The sequence below is a fragment of the Synechococcus sp. MIT S9509 genome (genome assembly GCF_047303035.1).
Classification (GTDB): Bacteria; Cyanobacteriota; Cyanobacteriia; order PCC-6307; family Cyanobiaceae; genus Synechococcus_C.
In genome coordinates, this window is sequence record NZ_CP138940.1 from 2,220,497 (window position 1) to 2,245,334 (window position 24,838).

General features: G+C 58.9%; 25 protein-coding genes. 14 read left to right on the forward strand and 11 right to left on the reverse strand.

The genetic code is table 11. The annotated features are described in order from the left end of the window. The first annotated feature begins 10 nt into the window (after positions 1-10). From ftsY to SIB73_RS12605, 4 genes are all read left to right on the forward strand, one after another. A complete protein-coding gene (ftsY, locus tag SIB73_RS12590; RefSeq protein WP_413404628.1) occupies positions 11-1,657 on the forward strand; it encodes a signal recognition particle-docking protein FtsY in 1,647 nt (548 codons plus the stop codon). 80 nt (positions 1,658-1,737) lie between these two features. Beyond that, positions 1,738-3,147, forward strand: coding sequence for a PP2C family protein-serine/threonine phosphatase (locus SIB73_RS12595; protein ID WP_413404626.1), 1,410 nt, complete (start codon positions 1,738-1,740; stop codon positions 3,145-3,147). A 32-nt stretch (positions 3,148-3,179) separates the two neighbouring features. Further along, entirely contained in the window at positions 3,180-4,592 is a 1,413-nt protein-coding gene (gene argH, locus SIB73_RS12600; RefSeq protein WP_413404624.1) for an argininosuccinate lyase, read from the forward strand. A gap of 119 nt (positions 4,593-4,711) precedes the next feature. Further along, positions 4,712-5,317, forward strand: coding sequence for an RNA recognition motif domain-containing protein (locus SIB73_RS12605; RefSeq protein ID WP_413404622.1), 606 nt, complete (start codon positions 4,712-4,714; stop codon positions 5,315-5,317). A 24-nt stretch (positions 5,318-5,341) separates the two neighbouring features. Here the strand turns inward: SIB73_RS12605 and dusA are convergent, their stop codons facing one another. Next, positions 5,342-6,346, reverse strand: a complete 1,005-nt coding sequence (gene dusA, locus SIB73_RS12610; RefSeq protein ID WP_413404620.1) for a tRNA dihydrouridine(20/20a) synthase DusA — start codon at positions 6,344-6,346, stop codon at positions 5,342-5,344. Positions 6,347-6,415: 69 nt separating this feature from the next. On the opposite strand from dusA, the gene msrB reads away from it, so the two are divergent. Together msrB and SIB73_RS12620 are read left to right on the forward strand one after the other, a co-directional pair. Beyond that, the gene (msrB, locus tag SIB73_RS12615) at positions 6,416-6,925 is read left to right on the forward strand and encodes a peptide-methionine (R)-S-oxide reductase MsrB (RefSeq protein ID WP_413404618.1); all 510 of its coding nucleotides are present in this window, start codon (positions 6,416-6,418) and stop codon (positions 6,923-6,925) included. Further along, positions 6,855-8,144 (forward strand): NAD(P)/FAD-dependent oxidoreductase, encoded by a 1,290-nt coding sequence (locus tag SIB73_RS12620; protein ID WP_413404616.1) that lies wholly within the window; start codon positions 6,855-6,857, stop codon positions 8,142-8,144. Before msrB ends, SIB73_RS12620 begins: the two co-directional genes overlap by 71 nt. A gap of 13 nt (positions 8,145-8,157) precedes the next feature. Here the strand turns inward: SIB73_RS12620 and SIB73_RS12625 are convergent, their stop codons facing one another. From SIB73_RS12625 to SIB73_RS12635, 3 genes are read right to left on the reverse strand one after another with little or no spacing between them, the layout of a single operon-like run. After that, the gene (locus SIB73_RS12625) at positions 8,158-9,582 is read right to left on the reverse strand and encodes a type II secretion system F family protein (RefSeq protein ID WP_413404614.1); all 1,425 of its coding nucleotides are present in this window, start codon (positions 9,580-9,582) and stop codon (positions 8,158-8,160) included. 3 nt (positions 9,583-9,585) lie between these two features. Next, on the reverse strand, positions 9,586-10,662 hold the full coding sequence (locus tag SIB73_RS12630; protein WP_413404612.1) for a type IV pilus twitching motility protein PilT: 1,077 nt from the start codon (positions 10,660-10,662) through the stop codon (positions 9,586-9,588). Positions 10,663-10,672: 10 nt separating this feature from the next. Then, positions 10,673-12,466, reverse strand: a complete 1,794-nt coding sequence (locus SIB73_RS12635) for a GspE/PulE family protein (RefSeq protein WP_413404610.1) — start codon at positions 12,464-12,466, stop codon at positions 10,673-10,675. Positions 12,467-12,495: 29 nt separating this feature from the next. Here SIB73_RS12635 and grpE point away from each other — a divergent pair, with 29 nt between their 5' ends. The 4 genes from grpE to rsgA are packed head-to-tail and all read left to right on the forward strand — an operon-like array spanning position 12,496 to position 15,552. Then, complete coding sequence (gene grpE, locus SIB73_RS12640) at positions 12,496-13,233, forward strand: nucleotide exchange factor GrpE (protein ID WP_413406182.1); 738 nt, start codon at positions 12,496-12,498, stop codon at positions 13,231-13,233. 42 nt (positions 13,234-13,275) lie between these two features. Continuing rightward, positions 13,276-14,406 (forward strand): molecular chaperone DnaJ, encoded by a 1,131-nt coding sequence (gene dnaJ, locus SIB73_RS12645; protein WP_413404608.1) that lies wholly within the window; start codon positions 13,276-13,278, stop codon positions 14,404-14,406. 2 nt (positions 14,407-14,408) lie between these two features. Further along, positions 14,409-14,651, forward strand: a complete 243-nt coding sequence (locus SIB73_RS12650) for a sulfurtransferase TusA family protein (RefSeq protein ID WP_413404605.1) — start codon at positions 14,409-14,411, stop codon at positions 14,649-14,651. Between the two features lie 19 nt (positions 14,652-14,670). Next, a complete protein-coding gene (gene rsgA, locus SIB73_RS12655; protein ID WP_413404603.1) occupies positions 14,671-15,552 on the forward strand; it encodes a ribosome small subunit-dependent GTPase A in 882 nt (293 codons plus the stop codon). Here rsgA and SIB73_RS12660 read toward each other — a convergent pair. The 3 genes from SIB73_RS12660 to murC are packed head-to-tail and all read right to left on the reverse strand — an operon-like array spanning position 15,527 to position 18,252. Further along, positions 15,527-15,868 carry a YbaB/EbfC family nucleoid-associated protein gene (locus tag SIB73_RS12660; protein ID WP_413404601.1) on the reverse strand — a complete coding sequence of 114 codons (342 nt, stop codon included), beginning with the start codon at positions 15,866-15,868 and terminating at the stop codon, positions 15,527-15,529. The two genes, rsgA and SIB73_RS12660, sit on opposite strands and share 26 nt — an antisense overlap. A 24-nt stretch (positions 15,869-15,892) precedes the next feature. Continuing rightward, positions 15,893-16,825, reverse strand: coding sequence for a UDP-N-acetylmuramate dehydrogenase (gene murB, locus SIB73_RS12665; RefSeq protein WP_413404599.1), 933 nt, complete (start codon positions 16,823-16,825; stop codon positions 15,893-15,895). Then, positions 16,801-18,252, reverse strand: coding sequence for a UDP-N-acetylmuramate--L-alanine ligase (murC, locus tag SIB73_RS12670; protein ID WP_413404597.1), 1,452 nt, complete (start codon positions 18,250-18,252; stop codon positions 16,801-16,803). Before murC ends, murB begins: the two co-directional genes overlap by 25 nt. A 169-nt stretch (positions 18,253-18,421) precedes the next feature. Here murC and gap point away from each other — a divergent pair, with 169 nt between their 5' ends. Further along, a complete protein-coding gene (gap, locus tag SIB73_RS12675; protein WP_413404595.1) occupies positions 18,422-19,447 on the forward strand; it encodes a type I glyceraldehyde-3-phosphate dehydrogenase in 1,026 nt (341 codons plus the stop codon). Positions 19,448-19,498: 51 nt separating this feature from the next. Here the strand turns inward: gap and thiL are convergent, their stop codons facing one another. Together thiL and SIB73_RS12685 are read right to left on the reverse strand one after the other, a co-directional pair. Next, a complete protein-coding gene (gene thiL, locus SIB73_RS12680; protein WP_413404593.1) occupies positions 19,499-20,500 on the reverse strand; it encodes a thiamine-phosphate kinase in 1,002 nt (333 codons plus the stop codon). Between the two features lie 5 nt (positions 20,501-20,505). Further along, positions 20,506-21,624, reverse strand: coding sequence for a peptidylprolyl isomerase (locus tag SIB73_RS12685; RefSeq protein WP_413404591.1), 1,119 nt, complete (start codon positions 21,622-21,624; stop codon positions 20,506-20,508). A 32-nt stretch (positions 21,625-21,656) separates the two neighbouring features. Here SIB73_RS12685 and efp point away from each other — a divergent pair, with 32 nt between their 5' ends. Both efp and accB read left to right on the forward strand, forming a co-directional pair. Further along, positions 21,657-22,220 carry an elongation factor P gene (gene efp, locus SIB73_RS12690; protein ID WP_413404589.1) on the forward strand — a complete coding sequence of 188 codons (564 nt, stop codon included), beginning with the start codon at positions 21,657-21,659 and terminating at the stop codon, positions 22,218-22,220. Positions 22,221-22,223: 3 nt separating this feature from the next. Continuing rightward, positions 22,224-22,709, forward strand: a complete 486-nt coding sequence (gene accB, locus SIB73_RS12695; protein ID WP_413404587.1) for an acetyl-CoA carboxylase biotin carboxyl carrier protein — start codon at positions 22,224-22,226, stop codon at positions 22,707-22,709. Here the strand turns inward: accB and pdxA are convergent. After that, positions 22,696-23,730, reverse strand: coding sequence for a 4-hydroxythreonine-4-phosphate dehydrogenase PdxA (gene pdxA, locus SIB73_RS12700; RefSeq protein WP_413404585.1), 1,035 nt, complete (start codon positions 23,728-23,730; stop codon positions 22,696-22,698). The two genes, accB and pdxA, sit on opposite strands and share 14 nt — an antisense overlap. Between pdxA and SIB73_RS12705 the strand changes: the two genes are divergently transcribed. Further along, positions 23,717-23,920, forward strand: coding sequence for a 4-hydroxythreonine-4-phosphate dehydrogenase (locus SIB73_RS12705; protein ID WP_413439614.1), 204 nt, complete (start codon positions 23,717-23,719; stop codon positions 23,918-23,920). The two genes, pdxA and SIB73_RS12705, sit on opposite strands and share 14 nt — an antisense overlap. Here SIB73_RS12705 and SIB73_RS12710 read toward each other — a convergent pair. Then, positions 23,886-24,812: an SDR family oxidoreductase gene (locus SIB73_RS12710; RefSeq protein WP_413404581.1), complete on the reverse strand. Its 927-nt coding sequence runs from the start codon at positions 24,810-24,812 to the stop codon at positions 23,886-23,888. The two genes, SIB73_RS12705 and SIB73_RS12710, sit on opposite strands and share 35 nt — an antisense overlap. Positions 24,813-24,838 lie beyond the last annotated feature (26 nt).

Here is a 24,838-nt window from a genome sequence, read left to right on the forward strand (position 1 = left end):
TTTTATCCGCATGGTTTACGACTGGTTCAATCGAAGTTCCGAGGCACCCCAACCCCCTGAGCAGCCATCGAAGTCTGAGCAGCCTCTCGATCCTGCAACCGCTCAGGACAGTTCCGAAGAAAGCGCATCGGTCCAGGAATCTGCGCAGTCCGAATCCGAGCCTTCTGCTGCTCAATCCCTGCAGGAGTCAACGGATCAGTCCTCCGATGCTTCTGCTGAGGATGACCCGCTTGAGTGGGCACGGCAGGCCTATGCCCGCCTGAAAGCCCAGAAGGAGCTTGGGAAGACCACGCAGTCAGTGGCGCTGGAAGCGTCCGTGACGGCTGAACCTTTGACTCCCGAACCGATTGCGTTGGCTCCCGAGCCATCTGCGCCTGAATCTGTGGTCCCAGCATCAGAGCCAGACTCAGCACAGCCATCTGCAGAGCAACAGCCGTCTTTATCTCAGCAGCCGACTGCACCTGTTGATGTTGCTGGTAATGCTCCGGCACCAGGACTGTCTCTGCTTGAACAGGCAGCGGCCCAGCGGCAGCAACGACAGCAGCAGTTGGAACAGGCTCCGACCCCTGTCGCTGCTGAGCAGGTCAAGCCTGCGCCTGTTGAGCCCCAGCAGACCGCTGATCAGTCCGATGAGCCCAGTCTCGGCGAGTTCGACGAAACGTTCACCTGGTCAGCGGAGGTTCTTGCCGCCCAGGGTGTTCGGGCTGATCAGATCACCCTTGAAGAGATCGATTGGCTTGGCCGTCTCCGTCAGGGCCTTGAAAAGACCCGTCAGGGTTTTGTCACAGGTCTGCTGGAAAACCTCGGCGATGACCCGCTCACTCCGGAGGTGCTTGACGATCTCGAGTCGTTGCTTCTGCGCGCAGACGCTGGAGTGCAGGCCACAGATCAGGTGCTCGATGCTTTGAGAAGGCGCATGAATGAACAGGTGGTGGACCCCACTGAAGGCATCCGCTTCCTCAAGGAACAGCTTTGTGAGCTGCTCGACCAGCCTATGCGCGACAGCGGCGTGAAGTTGCTTGCTCCGCAGCATGATCATCTCAACGTGTGGCTGATGGTCGGCGTGAACGGTGTTGGCAAGACCACCACCCTTGGCAAACTTGCCAACCTCGCCGTTCGCAGTGGTTATTCGGCGATGATCGCAGCAGCCGATACCTTCAGGGCTGCTGCGGTTCAGCAGGTGCAGGTCTGGGGAGACCGCAGTGATGTGCAGGTCATTGCCAACCCTTCCTCCAATGCTGACCCAGCGGCGGTGGTGTTTGATGCGATTGGAGCAGCCCGAGCCAAGGGCACGGATCTTGTGTTGGTCGACACGGCCGGTCGCCTTCAGACAAAACACAACCTGATGGAGGAACTGGAGAAGATTCGTCGCGTTGTGGATCGTCTGGCTCCTGAAGCTCATGTGGAATCCCTGCTCGTGCTTGATGCCAGCCAGGGACAGAACGGTCTCAAGCAGGCGATGGCCTTTGCCAAAACCGTTGGACTCACCGGTGTGGTGATCACCAAGCTCGACGGAACGGCACGCGGTGGAGTGGCTCTGGCTGTGGCTTCTGAGGCAGGTTTACCAATTCGTTTTATTGGTGCAGGCGAGGGAATCAGGGATCTGCGGCCCTTCAATAGTTTCGAGTTTGTGGAAGCACTGCTCGCGGGTCGCTGACGGTTGTCTGCTGTGCGGATCTGAAGCAGTCAGCTTTCTCAGCGCGGAGTTGCTACCTTGCGGAAACTGCCAGGGTTGCCATGAGCAGCAATCCATCCCGGCGCCTTCCGGCCTCTTCGCTTCGCTCGGGGCCTCAGTCACTGACCGCGACAACGTCGCTGCGTCAGTTGCTTGACAGTCTTTCCAAGGAACAGCGTGCCAATCAGGAGCTGCTGGTTTCGATCGGCTTCGCTCTGCGCAGTTTCACCAACCTCAAGCGGTTTCTTGAGCTTGTGCCAGTGGTGGCAGCTCGTCTGGTGGGGGTTGATGGTGCATTGCTCATCCCTTATCACCCTGACGGGCGTCTGTGGACTGACCAGTTGCAGATGCTCTCCGTCTTGCGATCGGAGACGTTGTTGCAGGCGGTGATCAACCATGAGCCTGGACGTTCCACCGGGTTCGGTTCCGATGATGCTCTGGTGCTCGGCCTTGATCGACTGGTGCAAAGTCATCTCGGATCTGCTGGTGTGTTCGCAACGTCACTGGTGGCCAGAGGTCGCCAGCGTGGACGTCTCTATGTGTTCAACACGTCTGGCTCGCTGGTCTGGAGTGATTCTCACCGTCGCAATGTGCAGCTCGTGGCGGATCTCACCGGTGTTGCGATCGAAAACGATCAGATGCTCCAGGAGGCCCGTCTGCATGAGCGAATGGATCGCCAGCTCAGCATCGGTGCCGAGATTCAGGCCCAGTTGTTGCCGGATCATTGTCCGGTGATTGAGGGTGTCGAACTCGCGGCCCGTTGCCGTCCTGCCTTTCAGGTGGGTGGCGATTACTACGACTTCATCCCCACTCGTCCGGAGTTGATCGGTCGACGGCGAGAGCGAGGTCGCTGGTCGCTGGTGATGGGCGATGTGATGGGTAAGGGCGTTCCAGCCGGCCTGCTGATGACGATGCTGCGCGGCATGTTGCGTGCGGAAGTGCTGAGCGGATTACCGCCGGACCGCATTCTTCATGATCTCAACCAGCTCGCGCTTGAGGATCTGTCCCAGTCCCATCGCTTTGTGACTCTCTTTTATTCGGACTTTGATCCGCGAACGCGACGGCTTCGCTTTGCCAATGCAGCTCACAATCCCCCTTTGATCTGGCGGGCACAGCAGCGCTGCATCAGTCGGCTGGATGCACCAGGTCTGTTGATCGGTCTGCAGCCTGAGGCTGAATACGGAAGTGGTTCCACGGTGCTCGAGCCCGGCGATGTGCTGCTGTATTACACCGATGGCGTGACCGAGGCTCCGGGCCTGACCGGAGATCGCTTTGATGAAGCGCGCCTGATCCGCAACCTCGAGACTGCCTGTCGTTCGGGCACGGGCTCGCAGGGAATTCTTGATCAGTTGTTCAGTCGTCTCGATCGTTTTGTGGGGGCGGACAGACAACTCGAGGATGATGCCTCGATGGTGGTTCTCAAGGTTCGGGAAGAGGTGATGTTGCCATCGGTTCCACGGTCTCCGGCCTGACAAGCTGAATGGGTCTGTGTTGAGGGTGGACGATGGCCGGTGGAGTGACGGGCGGAGGCTCCGCCACCTGGAGTGATCGGTTCGAACAGGGACTGCATCCGGCGATCGAACGGTTCAATGCCTCGATCGGCTTTGACATCACCCTTCTGCAGGAGGATCTTGATGGTTCAGTGGCCCATGCCCGCATGTTGGCCGACTGCGGCGTTATCGACCAGGCGGAAGCGGATCAGCTCTGCAGCGGTCTGGAACAGATCCGCGCGGAAGCGGCTGCCGGCAGCTTCAATCCCGGCATCGACGATGAGGATGTGCACTTTGCAGTAGAGCGTCGTTTGATTGCCCTGCGCGGGCCTGTGGGAAAAAAGTTGCATACAGGACGCAGCCGCAATGATCAGGTGGGCACGGATCTGCGTCTGTGGCTTCGCCGTCGCATCGATGAGCTGGACCCGCTGGTGCGGCTGTTTCAGACCGCTTTGCTGCGTCAGGCGCTTGATCACCGCAACACGCTGATTCCCGGTTACACCCACCTACAGAGGGCGCAGCCCGTGTGTCTGGCGCACCATCTGCTTGCTTATGTGGAGATGCTCGAGCGCGATCGTCAACGGTTTCAGGATGTGCGCAAGCGCGTCAACTGCTCGCCGTTGGGTGCCGCAGCCCTGGCTGGAACGCCTGTGCCGATTGATCGGCACAGCACCGCCGCAGCCTTGGACTTCGAAGGGATTTATGCCAACAGCCTGGATGCTGTCAGTGACCGTGATTTCGCTGTGGAGTTTTCAGCTGCCGCTTCGTTGTTGATGGTGCATCTCAGTCGTCTGGCCGAGGAGGTGATCTTCTGGGCTTCCGAGGAATGCGGATTTGTGCGTCTGAGTGATCGATGCGCCACCGGCAGCAGCCTCATGCCGCAGAAGAAAAATCCTGATGTTCCTGAACTGGTTCGCGGCAAGTGCGGCCGGGTGTTCGGACATCTGCAGGGATTGCTGACCATGATCAAGGGGCTGCCGCTGGCCTACAACAAGGATTTTCAGGAAGACAAGGAAGCTCTTTTTGATGTGGTGAACACCAGCTTCCAGTGCCTCGAGGCGATGACGATTCTGATCGAGGAGGGTCTGAGCTTTCGTCCTGATCGGCTGGAAGCCGCTGTCGGTTCTGATTTCTCCAATGCCACCGATGTAGCCGATTATCTGGTGGCTCGACAGGTTCCTTTCCGCGAGGCTTATCAGATTGTTGGATCGGTGGTGAAACAGTGCCTGAGCGATGGGCTTTTGCTGCGTGATCTGAGCCTTGAACGCTGGCGACAGTTTCACCCCTCCATTGACGCCGACCTGTTTGATGCTCTCGCACCTCGGCAGGTTGTTGCCGCTCGCCTCAGTGAGGGTGGCACTGGGTTTGCTCGGGTCGAAGAGCAGCTTGCACTCTGGAGCGATCGGCTTGGATTAGCGAATCACTGATCATTTCGCGAGACCGGGTCTAACCTGTGAATGCCAGAGGCTATTGATCCCTCAGTGGACCCTGAACCGATGGCTTGTCTGATCCGATTGGGTCCTTTCTCTTCAGGTCCAGCAGTCAAGTGAGCATTTTTGTCGGCAATCTGCCCTTCCGCGCTGAGCAGGAAGACGTGATCGAACTGTTTGCCGCTCACGGAGAGGTCACGAACTGTGCCCTTCCTCTTGAGCGTGACACCGGTCGCAAACGTGGTTTCGCCTTCGTGGAGATGGTCGATGAAGCGGCGGAGGCCGCGGCGATCGAAGCTCTGCAGGGCGCTGAGTTAATGGGGCGTCCCCTACGCATCAACAAGGCTGAGCCTCGCGGCAGTGCACCTCGTCGTGGCGGCGGTGGCTACGGCGGCGGTGGTGGTGGCTACGGCGGCGGCGGCGGTGGCTACGGCGGCGGTGGTGGTGGCTACGGCGGCGGCGGCGGCGATCGACGCTCCGGTGCCCGTGGTTGGGAAGATCGCAGTTATGGAGGCGGCTCGTCCGGTGGCGGTTACAGCGGTGGCGGAGCTGCTGGCGGTGGAGACCAGTCTGGATCTCCTTATGGCGGTGGTTTTGAAGACGGTCGCCGTAGTCGCCGTCGGGGTGGTGCTTCCCAGAATGATGGTGGAAGCAGCGGTTATGGCGGCAGCGGTGATGGTGGTGGAGATGATTACGGCGGTTACGGCGGCGCCGAAGGCTGAGCAACCGATCTGTTTAGTTCACCGTTAGAGCCCGGCATCTGTGAGCTGCCGGGTTGAATGTTCCAGCACTCTTAGGTCAGCACCTGAGCTCTGGGCTTGCTGACTGAGCTCGCGACGCCAGTGACGGGCACCCGGAACCCCTTCCACCAGCTGCACAAGGTGGCGGCAGAGATCCCACAGTCGGCCCCCCCGTTTCAGGTGGCGTTCGGCATGGGGCATCAGGCCTGTGATCACGTCCGAAGCTTTCACAGTCTTTGGTGCATCGCCATAAATCAGTGCATCCACCGTTGCCCAGCGCAGAGGATGGGCATAGGCGGCTCTGCCAACCATCGCGCCGTCGCAGTGATTCAGAGCAGAGAGGCATTGTTCCGGAGTGTCGAGTCCGCCGTTCAGCTCGATCTTGAGCTCAGGTCTTCGTTGTTTGAGCGCGATCACCCGCTCGTGCTGCAACGGAGGAATCGTGCGGTTCTGTTTTGGATCGAGGCCATCCAGCCAGGCTTTGCGCGCATGCACGCTGAAGCGGGAGGCGCCGGCCGCGGCCACCTGATCCACAAAAGCAGTGAGCAGGGTGTCGCTATCGAGATGATCAATACCAACACGGTGTTTCACCGTCACCGGCAGGGCAGTGGCGGACACCATCGCTTCCACGCAGCGGGCCACGCGTTCGGGTTCCGCCATCAGGCAGGCTCCGAAATTGCCGGCCTGAACCCGAGGGCTTGGGCAGCCCACATTGAGGTTGATCTCGTCATAACCCCAGTCCGCTGCCATGCGAGCAGCCTCGGCGAGTAATTGAGGCTGATCACCGCCGATTTGCAGGGCGATCGGATGCTCCTCCACATCGAAGTCGAGCAGGCGCTCCCGTCGCTTGGTGTAGTGAAGCGCCTGGGCCACCACCATTTCGCTGTACAGCAGTGCTTGACAGCTGATCTGGCGCATCAGCTGTCGGTAATGCCGGTCTGTGCAGTCCAGCATCGGAGCGATGCTGAAGCGCCAGCAAGGTTCCCGATCGGTTCTGGTGAGGGAATCCATCCCTCCATGCTGCCTGGTTCCTGGTTCCGAGTTGTCTAGAACGGTTTCAGCAAAGATGTGACATCCGTGATGCCCTCCACCTTCGAAAAGTGGCTGCTGAGCAGACGTTCCATGCTGGTCGCCACGGTTTCGGGGCTGGTCGGTGTTTTTCGTGCTCCGAAGCAGGTTTCCGCCGCTTCCGATGCGTCGGATTCCAAGTGGGATCTTTCCGATCAGGAATGGAGGAAACGTTTGTCGCCTGATTCGTATCAGGTGCTTCGCAGGGAAGGCACCGAGCCCCCTTTCAGCAGTGAGCTCAACAGCGAGAAGAGATCCGGTACCTATTGCTGCGCTGGATGCGAACTTTCGCTGTTTTCGTCGCAGGCCAAGTTCGACAGTGGCACAGGTTGGCCAAGCTTCTGGCAGCCCTTGCCGGGTGCCATCGCCACGAAAGTAGATTTCAAGTTGATTGTTCCTCGCACGGAATACCACTGCAGCCGCTGTGGCGGCCACCAGGGTCATGTGTTCAATGACGGTCCCAGGCCCACCGGCAAGCGCTACTGCAACAACGGCGTCGCCCTGCGCTTCCAGCCCGCTTGATCTGATTGTGATCGGTGGTGGTCCTGCCGGTTACATGGCAGCGATCACCGCTGCAGAACAGGGTCTGCGTCGGGTTGCGGTTCTTGAGGCCACCCCGGAGCCGCTGCATAAGGTGCGCATCAGCGGTGGTGGTCGCTGCAATGTCACGCATGCCTGCTGGGATCCCGTTGAACTCTCCAGCCATTACCCGCGTGGTAGTCGACCGTTGCGGGGCCCATTCAGTCGTTTCGCTTGTGGTGATGCGATCGCCTGGTTCGATGACCATGGCCTCACGCTTGTTGAGGAACCAGACGGACGCATGTTTCCGCAGCAGAACCGTTCGGAGGCGGTGATTCAATGCTTGCAGAACGCCGCGACTGAGGTGGGCGTGCAGCTTCGGACCAAGGTGATGGTGCAACGGGTTGCGCTGCAGACGGATGGTGTTTTTTTGGTTGATGGGCGCGGGCTTGATCAGCCACTGAAGGCTTGCAAGGTGATGCTGGCCACCGGTGGTCATCCCAGTGGTCGAAAACTCGCGGAGTCCCTCGGTCATCAAGTGGTGCCGCCGGTTCCTTCTCTGTTCAGCCTTTCGCTGCACACCAAAGCACTTGCCTCTTGCAGCGGCATTGCCCTTGATGACGTGAGCCTTGATCTGAAGCTCGGTGATCAGCGCTTCAGACAAACCGGTCGGGTGCTGATCACCCACCGAGGTCTTAGTGGTCCCGCAACGCTGCGACTCTCCGCTTTTGCTGCCCGGGCTCTTTATCAATGCCACTACAAGGGCGAACTGAAGGTTGACTGGAGTGGCGGTCTGGGCCGCAAGGGTGTGGAGCAGGTACTCCGGCAGTGGCGGTTGGAGAAAGCCAGACGCACCGTGGTTTCAGCCAAACCGTTTGAGCATCTGCCGCGACGCTTGTGGCAGGCCTTCTTGCATGAGGTTGCTGTCGAGGATGAGCGCCGCTGGGCGGATCTGCCGTTGAAGGCTGAGCGTCAGCTCGTCGATATTCTCTGCGCTCAGCGTCTGCTGATTCAGGGCCGGGGCCCATTTGGTGAGGAGTTCGTCACTGCTGGTGGCGTGGCCCTGGGGGAGGTGAATCTGGCCACGATGGAAAGCCGTCGCTGTTCAGGGCTGTATGTCGCGGGTGAACTGCTCGATGTGGATGGTGTCACCGGAGGGTTCAACTTCCAGGCCTGCTGGAGTGGAGGCTGGCTTGCCGGCCAGGCCATTGCCGCCACCTAGTCCCCGCTTTGCGTCACTGAATCTGATCAAATACGGTGAACATCGGCAGATACATCGCCAGAAGGATCGAGCCAACAATGCCACCCACCACAACGATCATCGCTGGTTCCAACATTGAGGTGAGCGCCTTCACAGACGCAGAAACCTCATCCTCATAGAAGTCAGCCACTTTGCTGAGCATCTGGTCCATCTCCCCGGTTTCCTCACCGATTGAGAGCATGCTCAGGGCCATTTCGGGCAACACTTTCTGTCGTGTCAGCGCCGTGCTCAGCAGCACTCCTTCCTGAACCAGCGCTCTCGAGTCGAGGATCGCGTCGGAAATGATCGAATTGCCTGCCGTTTCACTGGAGATCTCCAGTGACATCAGGATCGGTACCCCTGCTCGGCTCAGCGAGCTGAAGATCCTGCAGAACTGAGCGGTTGCGGTCTTCATGATCAGTTCTCCGAACAGCGGCAGCTTCAGCATCAACCGGTCGACCACGCGTCTGCCGTTATGGGTCGCGTAGTAGCGGCTGAACAGCCACACAGCCACCAGGAGACCACCGGCGAACACCAGAGCTGCTGATGAGCGCAGCAGTTTGCTCAGGTCCACCATCAGCTGGGTGAACAGCGGCAGTTCAGCGCCGAGATCCTCGAAGATTCCAGCAAATGTGGGGATCAGGAAGATGGTCATTCCCAGAAACACCAGGATGGCGATCACCAGCACCGCCACTGGATAGCCCAGGGCACCTTTGATCTGGTTCTGCAGCCGGGCATTGTCTTCAAGCAGCTTGGCGAGCCTTTTCAGCGATTCATCCAGCACCCCGCCAGCTTCACCGGCTTCCACCATGGCCACAGTGAGCTGGTCGAAAACCTTGGGCCACTGACGCATCGCACTGCCCATCGCAGTGCCCTGGTTCACTTCCCTGCCCACTGCAGTGAGTGCTTTTTTGAACATCGGCAGCTTCTGCTGGCTGGTCATCAGATCGAGGCTGCGCACGATGGGGACCCCTGCATTCACAAGCGCCGCAAGCTTGCTGGCCCAAACGGCCTTCTGCTTCACTCCGGGAGGTTTTTGGAAAGCCTCTTCAAGCGATTGCAAGAGACCCCGGGCGTTGTTCTGATCGTTTTCCTCAGCCTGTTTACCGACAGTTGTTGTTGACAGGCTGATGTCCTGAACACGCAACCCGCTGCGCCGCAATTGCCTGCGTGCGTCGTCTGCGGAGGTGGAATCGATGGTCACATGGCGTTCATTGCCACGCAGGGTCAGGCATCGAGCCTGAAATCGTCGTGTGCTGGTTTTCCCCTGCTGGGCAGTCTCATCACAGGGTTCAATTTGAATCGGTTTGCATCCACGGCGCCTGAGTTGTCGTTTCGCGATCTGGATGTCATCTGCTTTCAAGGTGATGCTGACTTTCTGTCCAGTGCGATTGAGATAGACCGCGCGATAGTCGCCCATGACTCAAGGAGAGCTGATCAGCCGATCCAGTTCGCCTTCTTTGGAGGCTTTGGATAGGGCTTCCGTTTTGGTGATTGTGTTGTTTTTCACCAGATTCGCCAGTGCTTTTTCCAGGGTCTGCATCCCCAGCTCGCCGCCGGTCTGAATCTGTGAATACAGCTGAGCGGTCTTGCCCTCGCGGATCAGGTTGGCAATGGCAGGGGTGTTGATCATGATTTCCTGAGCCATCACTCGGCCGAACTGACCTGGAGCGGGGTTGTTGCGTTGGCAAAGCGTCTGGGAAAACACCGCCAACAGGCTTCCGGAGAGTTGCACACGGATCTGGGTCTGCTGGCCGGGAGGAAACACATCCACCATGCGGTCCACCGTCTGGGCAGCGGAACTGGTGTGCAGAGTGCCGAAGACGAGGTGACCGGTCTCCGCGGCGGTGATGGCCAGCTGAATGGTTTCCAGGTCGCGCATCTCTCCGACCAGGATCACGTCGGGGTCTTCCCGCAGGGCTGCTCTGAGTGCATTTCCAAAGCTGCGAGTGTCCTCATTGAGCTGACGCTGGTGCACCAGGCTGCGATCGCTTTTGTAAACAAACTCGATCGGATCTTCGATGGTGAGGATGTGTTCGGCCCGGCTGTGGTTGATGTGATCCAGCAATGCGGCCAGGGTGGTTGTCTTGCCTGAGCCTGTGGGTCCAGTCACCAAAACGAGCCCCCGCGGTCGTTGACTGGTTTCCACCACCACCGGAGGCAGATTCAGCATTTCGATGCTTGGGATTGTGCTTCCCAGTGCTCGCAGGCAGGCCGCATAGCTTCCTTTCTGGCGATACACATTCACCCGGAAGCGGGCAACGCCCTTGAGTCCGTAGGCGCAGTCGAGTTCCCATGTCTGCTCAAGCGTCTTGCGTTGGCTGTTGTTGAGCATCGAGAAGATCAGTCGGTTACAGCTCTCCTCCGGCAGAGCTGCATCACGCATCGGCCGCAGCTTGCCGCTGAAACGTCCGTAGGGGGGCTGGCCGCTGGCGATATGCAGGTCACTGCCTCCGTTTTTCACCAGTTCCTGCATCAGGTCCTCGATCATCAGCTCCATCGCTTCGTCCTCAGTGACGTGGTGTCAGGCAGTAGGGACATTCCAGCCAACCTTCCTGGAGTCCGCCACCACAGCCATGGCAGGTGAGGGTGCTGAGAGCGCGTGCGCGTCGTTCCGATTCCAGCCCGGCGTCTGTGAGAACCATCCTGCCCACTTCCTCCAGGGTCGTGTGTCCCTCCCTCACCAGGTCAAGGCTGTAACCCAGCAAGGTTTTCATCCCTCCCTCCAGAGCGAGCTGTCGCACCATGTCTGTGGTGGCGCCCTTGGCTACGGCGGCCGCGAGAGCTTCATTCATGCGCAGCACTTCGTAGACCCCCACGCGTCCCTTGTAACCACTGCCCTGGCAATGGGGGCATGGGTTGGCCTGCCCTTCATGGTGGTTGGCTCTGAAAAAGCTCACGTTCGCTTCATTGCTCGCCATCAGGCCGAAACGACCCAGTTCTTGGGGATCAGGCCGGTAGGCGATCCTGCAAGTCGAGCAGACCCGTCGGAGCAGACGCTGGGAGACGATCCCGATCAGTGAGGCGCTGACCATGAAAGGCTCCACACCCATCTCATCGAGACGGGCGATGGCGCTGGGAGCATCGTTGCAGTGAAGGGTGGTCAGCACCAGGTGACCGGTGAGTGCGGCTTCGATGGCTGTTTTCGCGGTTTCCAGATCGCGCGTTTCGCCCACCAGCAGCACGTCCGGGTCCTGGCGCATGAAGGCCCTCAGTGCCTGGCTGAAGTCAAATCCCTTCTCCCTATTCACCTGACACTGGGTGATGCCTGGCAGCGTGTATTCGATGGGGTCCTCAATGGTGGAGATGTTGATTCCTGGTTCGTTGCGCTCCGCCAGCAGGGAATACAGCGTTGTCGACTTACCGGATCCAGTCGGTCCTGTGACCAGGATCATTCCGAAGGGCTTGGATCCCAAGGTGCGCACCAGATTCAGGGCGTCAGCATTGGAAATGAGTTTGTCGAGACCCAGCTGGGTGGCCGAGCTGTCCAGAAGCCGCAGAACGATTTTTTCCCCATAGCGGCTCGGCAGACTGTTGACCCTGAAATCCACTGTCCTGTTCTGGAAGCGGCGGCGAATGCGGCCGTCCTGGGGAAGCCGGCGTTCGGCGATGTCCAGTTCCGCCATGATCTTGAATCTGGAGGTCACCGCAGGCACCATCCGACTGGGCAGAGGTTCGATCTGGCTCTGCAGCACCCCGTCCTGACGAAAGCGCAGCTGGAGTCCGGCCTGTTGAGGCTCCACATGGATATCGCTGGCACCCAGTTCGAGGGCCTGCATCAGGATGCGATCCACCAGATCGATCACCGGTGAGCGTTCCGCATCGTTGAGCCCCGATTCAAGATCCGCGGGTTTTGAGGAGTCGGCATCCTTCTCGTCGGGATCAGCTTCCAGCACCCCATTGACGTTGAAATCCCTCAGATAGGAGGTAGCCGTCTCGGCAACGGTTTCGGCCTCTGCAGCGTTTGAAACTGAGGTCATGGGTCCCGGCAAGACCTCGATATGTCTTGGCGGTGTTTCCGTGATGGGTGGTTTGAGGGGGAGTGCTTCATCGCTCAACGGGAGGTTGTTGTCGAGCAGCTTTCTCAGGCTTTCGGCGAGCGCAGCGTGACGAGCAGGATCAAATCCCATCGTCGCCAGTTCCTCGAGCAGAACAGGTTGATCAGCGATGCCGAAATCGCCTGGAATGGCTCGCTGCAGCAGAAGTTCCAGTTCCAGATGCCGACGGTCGTCGCTCACGGCTTCAATTCGCAGAAAGGTGCGGGCTTCCCCCGCTTGTGGGAGGACTGCCTCACCTATCAACATGTCTAGACGTGAATTCGCAACCGGTCAGCATGAGTGGCGATGCTTCCACCCCAGCGCAGGATCCGTCATCGGCTGGTTCCGACGGCCAGCAACCTGCCGTGACAACAAACGAAACTCTGGAAACGACATCAGTCGTTGAGGAGGCAGCGTCAGCCGCAGGTGCTGTCGAATCGGAGTCAGGTACCCAGTCCGTCGACAATGAGACCCGTCTTGAGCAGCTCGAGAAGGAGCATTCCGCGCTCAGAGAAGAGCATGAAGTCTTGCGCGGTCAGTACGTGCGTATCGCAGCCGACTTCGACAACTTTCGCAAGCGCCAGAGTCGCGATCAGGATGACCTCAAACTGCAGCTCATCTGCAGCACCCTCAGCGAAATCCTTCCGGTTGTGGATAACTTCGAGCGTGCCCGTCAGCAGCTCGATCCTCAGACTGAAGAAGCCCAGGCGCTTCACCGCAGCTATCAGGGGCTTTACAAACAGCTGGTTGAGGTCCTCAAACAGCTGGGTGTGGCTCCGATGCGAGTGGTCGGTCAGGAGTTTGATCCAACCCTGCATGAGGCTGTGTTGCGTGAGCCCAGTGAGGAGCATCCTGAGGATGTGGTGATTGAGGAGCTTCAGCGCGGCTATCACCTCGACGGCCGTGTCCTGCGTCACGCCATGGTCAAGGTTTCGATGGGGCCAGGTCCGCAACAGGATGCCAGCGGCGAGACGTCTACCCCTGATGCCGAGGCAGCGTCTGATGGGGAGGCTTCAGGTGATGACAACGGTTGATCAGCCCCCTGCTTTTACTGTGATCTCCGGGATGTCAAGCTGATGGCCGATTATTACGAGCTGCTTGGTGTCAGCAGGGATGCGGATGCCGACACCCTCAAAAGGGCCTATCGGCGACTGGCTCGCCAATATCACCCTGACATCAACAAGGAACCTGGCGCCGAGGATCGCTTCAAGGAGATAGGCCGTGCCTACGAGGTACTCAGCGATCCCCAGACCCGTGGTCGCTACGACCAATTCGGCGAGGCGGGGCTTGGTGGTGCCGCCGGAATGCCCGACATGGGCGACATGGGTGGTTTCGCCGATATTTTTGAAACCTTCTTCAGCGGGTTCGGTGGAGCCGCAGGCGGTGGCCGTCAACAACGTCGCCGTGGTCCTCAGCAGGGGGATGACCTGCGCTACGACCTCACGATCGATTTTGATCAGGGGGTGTTCGGACAGGAGCGTGAGATTCGTGTACCTCACCTGGAAACCTGCACCACCTGCTCCGGAAGCGGTGCCAAAAGCGGCAGTGGTCCCACCACCTGTTCCACCTGTGGAGGTGTTGGTCAGGTGCGCCGGGCAACCAGGACTCCTTTCGGCAGTTTCACCCAGGTGGCGGAATGTCCCACCTGCACCGGCAGTGGCCAGGTGATTGCTGATCCCTGCAATGCCTGTGGCGGTCAGGGAGTGAATCAGATCCGCAAAAAGCTGCGCATCAACATCCCAGCCGGTGTTGACACCGGTACCCGCTTAAGAGTGGCTGGTGAGGGTAATGCCGGCTTACGCGGAGGTCCCTCAGGCGACTTGTATGTGTTCCTGACCGTTAAAGCCCACCCTTCTTTGCAGAGGGACGGTTTGACGGTTCATTCCGAAGTGAAGGTGAGCTACCTGCAGGCGATTCTCGGCGACACCATCGAGGTGGACACGGTGGACGGCCCTACAAGCCTTGAGATTCCTGCAGGAACTCAACCCAATGCCGTTCTCACTCTGGAGAACAAGGGCATTCCCAAGCTGGGAAATCCTGTGGCTCGGGGAAATCAACGCATCACGGTCAACGTGAAGCTTCCCACCCGGCTCAATCAAGAGGAGAGGAAACTGCTTGAGGAGCTCGCTGGACATCATTCCGCCAGGGGAGAACAGCACCATCACCACAAGAGTGGATTGTTTGCGCGTCTGTTCGGACAGCGCTGACCATGACGGAACGTCACCCCGATCACCAGCTCGATCTTTGTGGGACGCCCTGTCCGCTCAATTTCATTCGCTGTCGGCTCACTCTTGAGAGCATGACCACCGGACAGTGTCTGCAGGTGGATCTTGACCCAGGCGAGCCTGAAGAGATGGTGGTTCCTGGACTGCGTCGTGATGGTCATCAGGTCTTCGTGGAGCGTCTTTCTGATGTTCAGGTGCGTCTGAAGATCATCTGTGCCGGTGCTTAGCCATGAGCTGCATCCGGGCATGGTCGTTGCACTGCAGGCCAACTACCTCGATGTGGAACTTGAGGCTCCGCCCGTTGATGTTCCTCCTCGTCTTCTCTGCACACGTCGCACCCGACTGAACCATCGTGGAGCCGCGGTCCACGTGGGTGATCGCGTTGGAGTCGAAGCCATTGACCGTGATCACGCCAGGGCAGTGGTTGCGGAAGTGGATCCTCGCAGCAGTTTTCTGGTTCGACCTCCCGTGGCCAATGCCTCCTGCATCCTCGTCGCGGTTGCGGTTGAGCAACCTGCTTTTGATGCCGATCAGGTCAGCAGGTTCCTGCTCACTGCTGAGAAGACCGGATTGCAGGTTTTGCTTGTGTTGACCAAGTGCGATCTGCTGGACTCCGCCGCTTTGTCGCAACTGCAGCAACGCCTGCATGGATGGGGCTATGACCCGATTCTTGTTTCGGCTCGCTCTGGAATGGGGTTCGACGAACTGCGAGCGCAGTTGGCGACCGTTCCGATCTCGGTGCTGTGCGGTCCCTCGGGGGTGGGCAAAAGTTCGCTGCTGAATGGCCTCCTGCCCGGATTGGCATTACGGGTGGGTGAAGTGTCGGGTCGCCTGCAGAGGGGGCGTCACACCACACGTCATGTGGAATTGCATGCGATTACCTCTGGCTCAAGGGTTGCTGACACTCCGGGATTCAACCGACCGGAGCTACCGGATGATGTCTCCAATCTGGAAGTGCTGTTTCCGGAGCTCCGAGTGCAGCTCGACCGGCATCCCTGCCGTTTCCGTGATTGCTTGCACAGGGATGAGCCAGGTTGTGGTGTGACACGCGACTGGGAGCGCTATCCGATGTATCGCAAAGCGGTGGAGGAACTTCTCGAGATCAACCGCCCATTCCGGGCAGGTTGAGATCGAGGCCGCCCGTGAGCTCCTGCATCCGTTCTTTCATGGTGCCGGTGGAGTTTTCATAAGCGGACTGAAGGGCGGCAAGTGTGGCGGCTTCAGCTGCCTCCTGTCCTTCGCTCAGCAGGCTGGGATCCAATGTCACACGCAGCGGCTGCTGGTTGCCTGAGAGCCAGATGCGGGCGCGTCCGTCTTCACTGCTGCCTTCGATCTCCATGGCATCGAGCTCCTCCTGCAGCTTCTGGGCATCCTGTTGGATTTGCTGTGCCTTACGGAAGGCTTCGGTGAGCTGTCCAAAATTGGGAAGTCCGAACCCGGCCATGACATCGCTGAAGGAACCGGAAGGTTAGGCCGCCGTTTCAAATCCCAGTCGTTTCACTTCAGGTTGCAGCTCGATGCCGTGGGCATCTGCCACTTCCTTTTGCACCAGGCCGATCAGATTGCGGATGTCTGCAGCGCAGGCTCCTCCGGTGTTCACGATGAAATTGGCGTGAATTTCGGAGATCTGAGCCCCACCGACGCGACGGCCTTTCAGGCCAAGACCCTCAATCAGACGACCGGCCTTCGCCGGTTCCGGGTTGCGGAAGACGCTGCCGCAACTCGGTTGCTTGTAGGGCTGGGTACTGGTGCGATGGTTGAGGTTTCCGGTGGTGCGTTCCTGCAGTTCAGCCGGATCATGACCTGCTTCAAGTTGAAACTCTGCGGCCACCACCAGCACTGGTTTGGTCTGCAGAGCACTGTGGCGGTACGCGAAATCCAGGGATTCCCGCGCAAGCCTCCTGATCTGGAAATCGTCGCCTTGCAGAGGAACGACATCCACGCTGAGCAACCGTTCAGCCGTGCAGCCACCCTGAGCACCCGCGTTCATGACAGCGGCTCCTCCAACGGTGCCAGGGATGCCCACGGCCCACTCCAGCCCCTGCAATCCCTTTCTCGCGGCACGTCTTGCCAGGGTGGGGATCGGTTCACCTGAACTTGCCCGCACCCTGCCTGTCCGGGAATTCAGGTCAAGTCCCTGCAACCGCCGCAAGCAGAGAGTCAATCCTGGAAGCCCTGCATCAGCAATCAGCAGATTGGAGCCTGCACCGATCACACGCACGGGTAAACCTTCATTTGCCGCCCAGTTCAACAAAGTGGGAATCTGCTGGGTTGCGTTCGGTTCGGCCAGCCATTGAGCCGGTCCGCCCACTCTCCAGGTTGTGTAGTGAGCGAGGGAAACCTGCGCCTGCAGGATTCCCTTTTCTTTCAGAACACTCAAGCAGTCAGTGTCGACTGACATGACGTCTGCTCCTGCAATGAGTTTAGTGACAGCCGCGACCAGAGGCTGTTCACATCACCGGCCCCCATCGCCAGCACGAGGTCATCAGCATGGCTGTGCGTCTTGACCAGATCCGTCAGCTCGTCCATGGTTTCTGCCACAAGAACGGTCTGGTCGAGATTGTGTTGCTGAATGCAGGATGCGAGGGATTCACTGCTGACACCGGCAATTGGAGTTTCACCGGCTGAGAACAGGGGAGCCAGTACAACAATGTCCACGCCGGAGAGTGCCTTCGCGAATTCGTTCTGAAACTCCTGAGTCCTGCTGTATCGATGGGGTTGAAACACAGCCATCAGCCTCTTTGGGCTGCGTGGTAAGGGGCTTCGCCCACTGGTCACCATCAGAGCTGCCATGGCCAGAGTGGCTGCCACCTCACTGGGGTGATGGGCGTAGTCATCCACAACCAGCCGACCTTGCCAGTCGCCGCGATAGTCGAAGCGGCGACCTGGAGTTTTCAAGCTGTCGAGGTGGGTGATCAGACGTTCGAGAGGGATTCCTTCCAATCGGCAGGCTGCAAGAGCTCCCAGAGCATTGCTCAGGTTGTGAAGGCCTGGCAGCGGCAAGGTGATCCGGCCGACGCACTCACCTTGTTCGTAGAGATCCGCAACTGTGTGGTCACCCTCAAGCGCGATTGGCAAGGCTGCGTAATCGACGTTGTCACTGCGTTGCACTGACCACCAGGCATCGGCTTGAAAGTGTTCGCTCAGGATCGGGTCATCCTGGTTGGCTAGCAGTCGACCGCAACCTGAAGCGAAGCGCCGCATCGTGGTGATCAGATCATCCAGATCCCTGTAATGATCCGTGTGATCCAGTTCCAGATTGGTAATCACGCCCAGGGTTGCGTTGAATTTCACCAGGGAGCCGTCGGATTCATCGGCTTCTGCGACAAGCAGACGTCCTGCGCCCGCATGACCGTTGCTTGCGTAACAGGGAACGATGCCACCGATCACAGCGGTGGGATCTTCTCCAGCACTGTGGAGGAGCGAAGTGACCACTGTGCTCGTGGTGGTTTTGCCGTGGCTGCCCGCTACTGCGATGGAGGGCTGTTGATCAATCAGGGCAGCGAGCAGATCTGAGCGGTGCCAGACAGTCAGTTCCAACCGTCGAGCTGCGGCCAGTTCCGGATTGCTGTCCGGGATGGCACTGCTGATGACGACCAGGGGAGAAGCGAAACCAAGTTTCTCCAGCTGATCGAGATTGTCCGCCGTTTGCGAGCCGAAAGTCACCATCCCCAGCGACTGCAGGGATTCCATTGCTGGCGACATCCTGCGGTCTGAACCACTCACCTTGTGACCACGACTGAGCAGAATTCTTGCGAGGGCAGACATGCCGATTCCGCCTGCACCGATGAAGTGCACTGAGGAAGGGCTGTCAAGCGATCTGCTCAATGACCAATGCCATGGACGCGCACCTTAAATCAGCATTTCCTGTTGACCACTAATCGCCGCAAACTGTCGTTTTAAATCCTTCCAAGATTTGCTGAGTAAGCGCGTTGAATGGAAATTGGCGATTTCTGTATGATCAGCGGCCATTCCCCGCGGATTATCCGCTTCTGATATGACCCTGCGCGTTGCGATCAATGGATTCGGCCGAATCGGTCGCAATGTGATGCGGGGATGGATCAGCCGTGGCGCTGACACCGATATCGAGATCGTGGGCGTCAATGCCACCTCGGACCCCAAAACCAGTGCTCACCTGCTCACCTATGACTCCATTCTGGGCAAGCTCGACCCCGGCGTGAAAATTGAAACCACTGACGACTCGATGATCGTCAATGGCAAGCAGGTGAAATTCTTCTCCGACCGCAATCCCCTCAACTGCCCCTGGAAGGATTGGGGTGTGGATCTGGTCCTCGAGTCGACCGGTGTCTTCAACACAGACGAGAAAGCCAGCATGCACATTCAGGCTGGCGCCAAGAAGGTGATTCTCACAGCTCCCGGTAAGGGTCCCAAGGTCGGCACCTTCGTGGTCGGTGTGAACGAGGATCAATACCGTCACGAGGATTTCGACATCCTCAGCAACGCCAGTTGCACCACCAACTGCCTTGCCCCTCTGGTGAAGGTCATTGATCAGTCGATCGGCATTAATCGTGGTCTGATGACCACGATTCACAGTTACACAGGCGACCAGCGGATTCTCGACAACAACCATCGCGATCTGCGTCGTGCCCGTGCCGCTGCTGTGAACATGGTTCCCACTTCCACCGGTGCAGCCCAGGCAGTGGCTCTTGTCTATCCAGCTGTGAAGGGAAAGTTCACCGGCATAGCGATGCGCGTTCCCACTCCGAACGTCTCAGCCGTTGATCTGGTGTTTGAGTCCAACCGTGCCTCTTCCGTCGATGAGATCAAGTCGATTCTCAAGGCAGCTGCTGATGGCCCCATGAACAAGATCATCAAGTACGGAGACTTGCCGCTGGTGTCCAGCGACTACGCAGGCACCAATCAGTCGACCATCTTTGATGCGGATCTGACCCTGGCCATGGGTGACAACTTCTTCAAGATCGTTGCCTGGTACGACAACGAGTGGGGCTACAGCCAGCGGGTTGTCGACCTTGCCGAGGTCGTCGCCAGGAACTGGAAATGATCAGGTTTTGATCTGATGTCTCAATCCCTCCCGCTGGGAGGGATTTTTTGTTCAGGCGTCATTCAGCGCAACGCCGAAGTGATCAAATCCCGCAGCGGTTACAGCGAGCCTGGTGTCACTCCAAACGATTTCATCGCTCTCGGCTGTGATGCAGCCGATCCGCCTGCTGCCCGGTTGATGTTCGAGCCAGTGCTGGGCCCAGTCGGAAGGCAGACTCAGCACCAGTTCAAAATCCTCACCACCGTTGAGGCACCATTGATCCCACAGATCGCCTGAAGGCCACCCTTCGGGCCGTGGAAGCCAGTCATGGTTCAGTTGCGCTCCGCATCGGCTGCTGTCGCAAAGAGCCTTCACCGCAGCAAGAAGGCCATCGCTGCTGTCCGTGCCGGCTGCTCTCCATGGCAGATTCTCAGGTTTGTTCTCGAGCAGTGTTTTCAGGGCATCCAACCGCGGTCTCGGGCGCTGATGTTGGCTGATGGCCCGTTGTTGAAGCTTGTCCGCCAGCCCACTGTTTTCATTCAGAACCGGATCACCCTGCAGCAGTGCCAGACCTAAACGGCTCAGGCCATGGTCCCCGCTGGTGACGAGCCAGTCACCCGGGCAGGCATCAGCACGGTGCAGGCGCAGGGGTCCCAGTCGACCGAGTGCGGTGATTGAGATCAGTCTTTGTTTGCCTGCGGAGCAATCCCCTCCCAGCAGGATGCCGCCGTAGCAGCTGAGAGCTTCACTGATTCCGCGATACAGGTCCTCAACCCAGTGCCAAGAGGTGTTTCCCGGTGCCACCAGAGCCACCGTGATTCCATCCACATCCACAGCGCCGCTGGCTGCGAGATCAGAAATATTGGTCGCTACGGCGCGCCAGCCCACGTCGGCCGGACTTGTTGTGCCATCACTGAAGTGAATGCCATCCACCAGGACATCAGTGTTCACCAGCAGCTGCCGGGAGTCGGCGGCAAGGCCGGAGGTGTCATCAGCCAGCTGGCCCGGTGGAGCAAAGCAGGCAATCCGCCTGAGCAGCTCCCCTTCACCCAGTTCCGCCAGTGTGACCTTCAAGGAACTCAGGCGTGCTGCTGGAGTCGATTTGCACCATCAACCACTTTGATCCGCTTGATTTCATCGTTGACCCCCAGTTCCTCGAGCACATCAAAGCCGTCAACGACGTAACCGAAGGCTGCATTGCGACCATCCACCAGATTCAGCCCTGCTGGTGTCAGCTCCGCCTCATAGAGAAACAGGAAAAACTGGGATGAGCCATCGTCAAGCGCCTGATCGGAGTGTGCCCAACCCAGTGTTCCGAGTGTGGAGAAGGGAAGCACCGGAGTGGCTTTGAACAGACCAACGTCTTCGAAGGTCTGGTTGTAAAGGGTTTCGGGTTCATCGGGAACGCGGATTTCCAGTGGCACATGGCGTTCCTGCTTGGTTTTTGGATCCACGTAGCCGATGTCAGGTCCTTTGGGATCACCGCTCTGCAGGATGTAGAAATCTTCCGCACGGTTGAAGGGCAGGCCGTCGTAGAAGCCCTTCAGGCTGAGATCGATGAATGCACCAGCGGTCAGCGGTGCGTTGTAACCATCCACCACAGCGGTGAGATCACCTTCAGTGGTTTCGATCACCACGGTGGCTCGGCCCGCCAGTCGCGGCAGCTCGTCGAATTCCGCAGGGATGTCGGGTAACCGATCGTCAATCAGCAGTGCCTCCAGATCACCGATCTGGCTGAGGGTCTGGCGACGAGACTGGATGAAACCCGCTTTGTCTTTGCCTTCAATGCTTTCCTCGAGAACGTTCAGGTCATCGGCAACAGAATCAAGGATCTTTTCGGCCTTTGCCTGATCGTCGCTGGGCATCGCGGCGATGATTGCACTCCTCCTGTCGCTCAGGAGGGATTGCGTGCGCTTGAGACCTCGTCCGAGAGCACTCCAGCGCTTGGCACGCAAGTCATCACTGGTGCCTTCAAGCAGATGCTGCAGATTGCGAAGATCCTGCTGATTCATGGGCAAAGAATCACGCAGGATCGCTGCCGGATCCTGAACGGCGTTTCCCTGGGGGAGTCCCGCCCAGGCCGGAGGGGTCCAGGCCAGGCCAATCACGATCAGCAGGCTGATCAGCCATGCGCTCAAGCGTTGAAATTCCAACCGAATCGCCAAGGAGAACCCCAGGTGCTGAAAGGACTTTGGCACAGCCGTATGATCCCCTGAACCGTTCGGCGGGAATGATCTCCAGCAACGACTTTCGCACCGGCACCACGATTGAGCTCGACGGTGCCGTTTGGCGCGTGGTCGAGTTCCTGCATGTGAAGCCTGGCAAAGGCTCGGCTTTTGTTCGCACGAAACTCAAGTCAGTCCAGACAGGGAGCGTTGTTGACAAAACCTTCCGCGCCGGAGAAATGGTTCCTCAGGCCTTGCTGGAGAAAGCCACACTTCAGCACACCTACATGGAAGGTGAGGACTATGTCTTTATGGACATGTCGAGCTATGAGGAAACCCGTCTCACTGCTCAGCAGATCGGTGACAGCCGCAAGTACCTCAAGGAGGGGATGGAAGTGAGTGTGGTCTCCTGGAACGAGAAGCCCCTCGAAGTTGAATTGCCCAACTCCGTTGTGCTGGAGATCACCCAGACCGACCCTGGTGTCAAAGGAGATACTGCCACCGGTGGAACCAAGCCTGCGATCCTTGAAACCGGCGCTCAGGTGATGGTTCCTTTGTTCCTCTCGATCGGCGAGAAGATCAAGGTGGATACGCGCAACGATTCCTACCTGGGTCGGGAGAGCAGCTGAGTCATGCAACTCGATCACGATCAGCTGCACAAGCTCTTGGACGCCTTGGCTGAGAGCGACATTCAGGAGTTCCGCCTTGAAGGCGATGACTTCCGTCTGGAAGTTCGTCGCAACCTGCCGGTTACAGCCGTGGCTGCACCCCCGGTCACTGTCGCTCAGACTGTTTCACCTGCACCTGTTGTTGATGTCCCTGTCCAGGGGGACACAGCCCCAGCGGCTCCACCGCCCGCGGCGGGCTCCCGATCTGATCTGGTGGATGTCACGGCACCGATGGTCGGCACCTTCTACACGGCCCCTGCTCCAGGGGAAGCACCCTTCGTGGAGATCGGCAGTCGCATCAATGCCGGTCAGACGATCTGCATCCTTGAAGCGATGAAGCTCATGAACGAGCTGGAAGCCGAGGTTGCAGGCGAAGTGGTGGAAATCCTTGTCGACAACGGCACCCCTGTGGAATTCGGGCAGGTGCTGATGCGCGTCAAGCCTGGCTGAGTTCCCAGGCCGCCTGAATTGCCGCCAGCATGCTGGCTCCCCGTGCGACACCTTGTCCGGCAATGTCGAAGCCGGTGCCATGGTCGGGAGAGGTTCGCAGAAAAGACAGGCCCAGGGTTGTGTTGACCGCCTGATCGAAAGCCAGCAACTTCACCGGAATCAGGCCCTGATCGTGATACAGCGCCAGGATTCCGTCGGGTCCGATCCGACGGTCAATGTTTCGCCAGGCCTTGGCCGCACTCAGCCAGCAGGTGTCAGGGGGAATGGGGCCTTTCAGTTGCACGTCACGACGTTCTCTGGCCCAACGCTCCAGCAGAGGGTTCAGCCACTGCTGCTCTTCACCTCCCAGTTGTCCCTGCTCGCCGGAATGCGGATTGAGGCCGGCCACCAGCAATTGAGGCGTGGGATTGAAGCGCAGGCAGAATTCCGCCAGTTCATCGAGTTTTCGCCCAACCAGATCCGCGCTGAGAACCTCCGCGACCCGCCCTAGAGGAATGTGTGTGGTGGCAAGCAGAGTATTGAGTCTCCATCCGCTGAAAGGGGAGACAGCCGTGAACAGCATGGAAGCGGCTTTTTGCCCATCCAGTTCAGCCAGCCGTTCGGTCTGGCCTGGATAGCAATGTCCGGCGTCATGCCAGGCATGTTTAGCGATCGGTGCGGTCACCAGTGCCCGCCCTTGCTGTTGTTGCACCAACTCCACAGCCCGGGTCAGCCAGCGGAAACCGGCTTCTCCGCTTCTGGCTCCCGCCTCGCCGGGTTCAAGAGGACCTCCGGGCACCGGGAGATCCTCAATGTTCAGTGCATCAGGATCTGCGATGGGATCCGGTGAGTGCTGTCTGAGATTGGCGGCGGCTTTCTGCAGGCTGGCCCTGCAGCCGACCAGCAGAGGAGTCGGCATGTTCGCTGGTTGCCTGGGATCAGCGAGCGCTTTCAGCGTGACTTCCATGCCAATCCCGGCAGGATCTCCGAGTGCGATCACGAGGCGCTGATTAGCGTCATGGCATTCGATGGATGAGGTCATGCTGCGTTGGCTGGTGATCGGCCTTTTGCTCTATGGCCTGGGGACGGCGCTTCGGGAAGGCTGGCTTGAGGTTCAGTGGGGTCGCTTGCTGCATGATGCAGGTCTGACGTTCATCGATCCTGATCAGCCCTTGAAGCTGGATCAGATTCCTCAGCTCAGTCCGGAGCGCTCCGCGCCAGGCTCTCCATGAGTCTCTCCTCCTCCAGGCAGTGCTGGAGCCCGCTGCGGAAGTTCGGATGAATCATGGAGTATCCAAGTGTTTTGCAGAGAAGGTCGTTGCTGACCCGGCGGTTTTCGGCCCAGAAGCTGCGGGCCATTGCGCTCATGTCTGTCTCAGCGTCCGCGTAATCGCGAATTTCCGGAAGGTTGCAGTTCAAAAGGTCTGCGGCGTGACGCTGCATCACATGGCTTGGAGCCGGCTCATGGTCACAGATATTGACGATGGCAGGGTGTTGGCCAGCGGCAGAGCAGTGCATCAGGTGCAGACAGCCAGCGGCGATGTCATCGACGTGCACCCGGCAGAACACCTGGCCCGGCTTGTGTATGGGCTTCAGGGTGCCGGCCCGCACAGCAGCAAGAGGTGAACGACCCGGTCCATAGATACCGGGCAACCTGAGAATCTGCACCGGCAGACCGCTGTGCAGCCACTCTTGCTCGCAGATCAGGCGTCTGCGGCTGCGATCCTGGCCGGGCTTTGGTGTATCCGATTCACTCACCCAGGCTCCATCTGTGTCGCCGTAGACACCAGTTGTGGAGAGATACCCAACCCAACGCAGGGGCAGCTGACAGAGCTGAGCTCCCAGTGTCCGCAGCACAGGGTCGTTCTGATCACGCCCAGGGGGGATGGTGCTGAGCAAATGGGTCACGCCATGCAGTTCTGCCTCGGTCGGTATCACGTTTCTGGTCGTGTCAAAGCGCAGGGATCTGCTGTTGGACTCTGGGTTTCTGCGAGTGGTGAGAACACTGATGTTCAGGGCTTCAGCCAGGGCAGCGACCCGACGTCCACTGAAGCCGGCTCCAAGGATGCACAGCCTGGATTCAGCGGGCAGCGATCGGCAACGGTTGACAAGTGATTCCGGCATGAGTACAAACGTATCAGTGAATATGC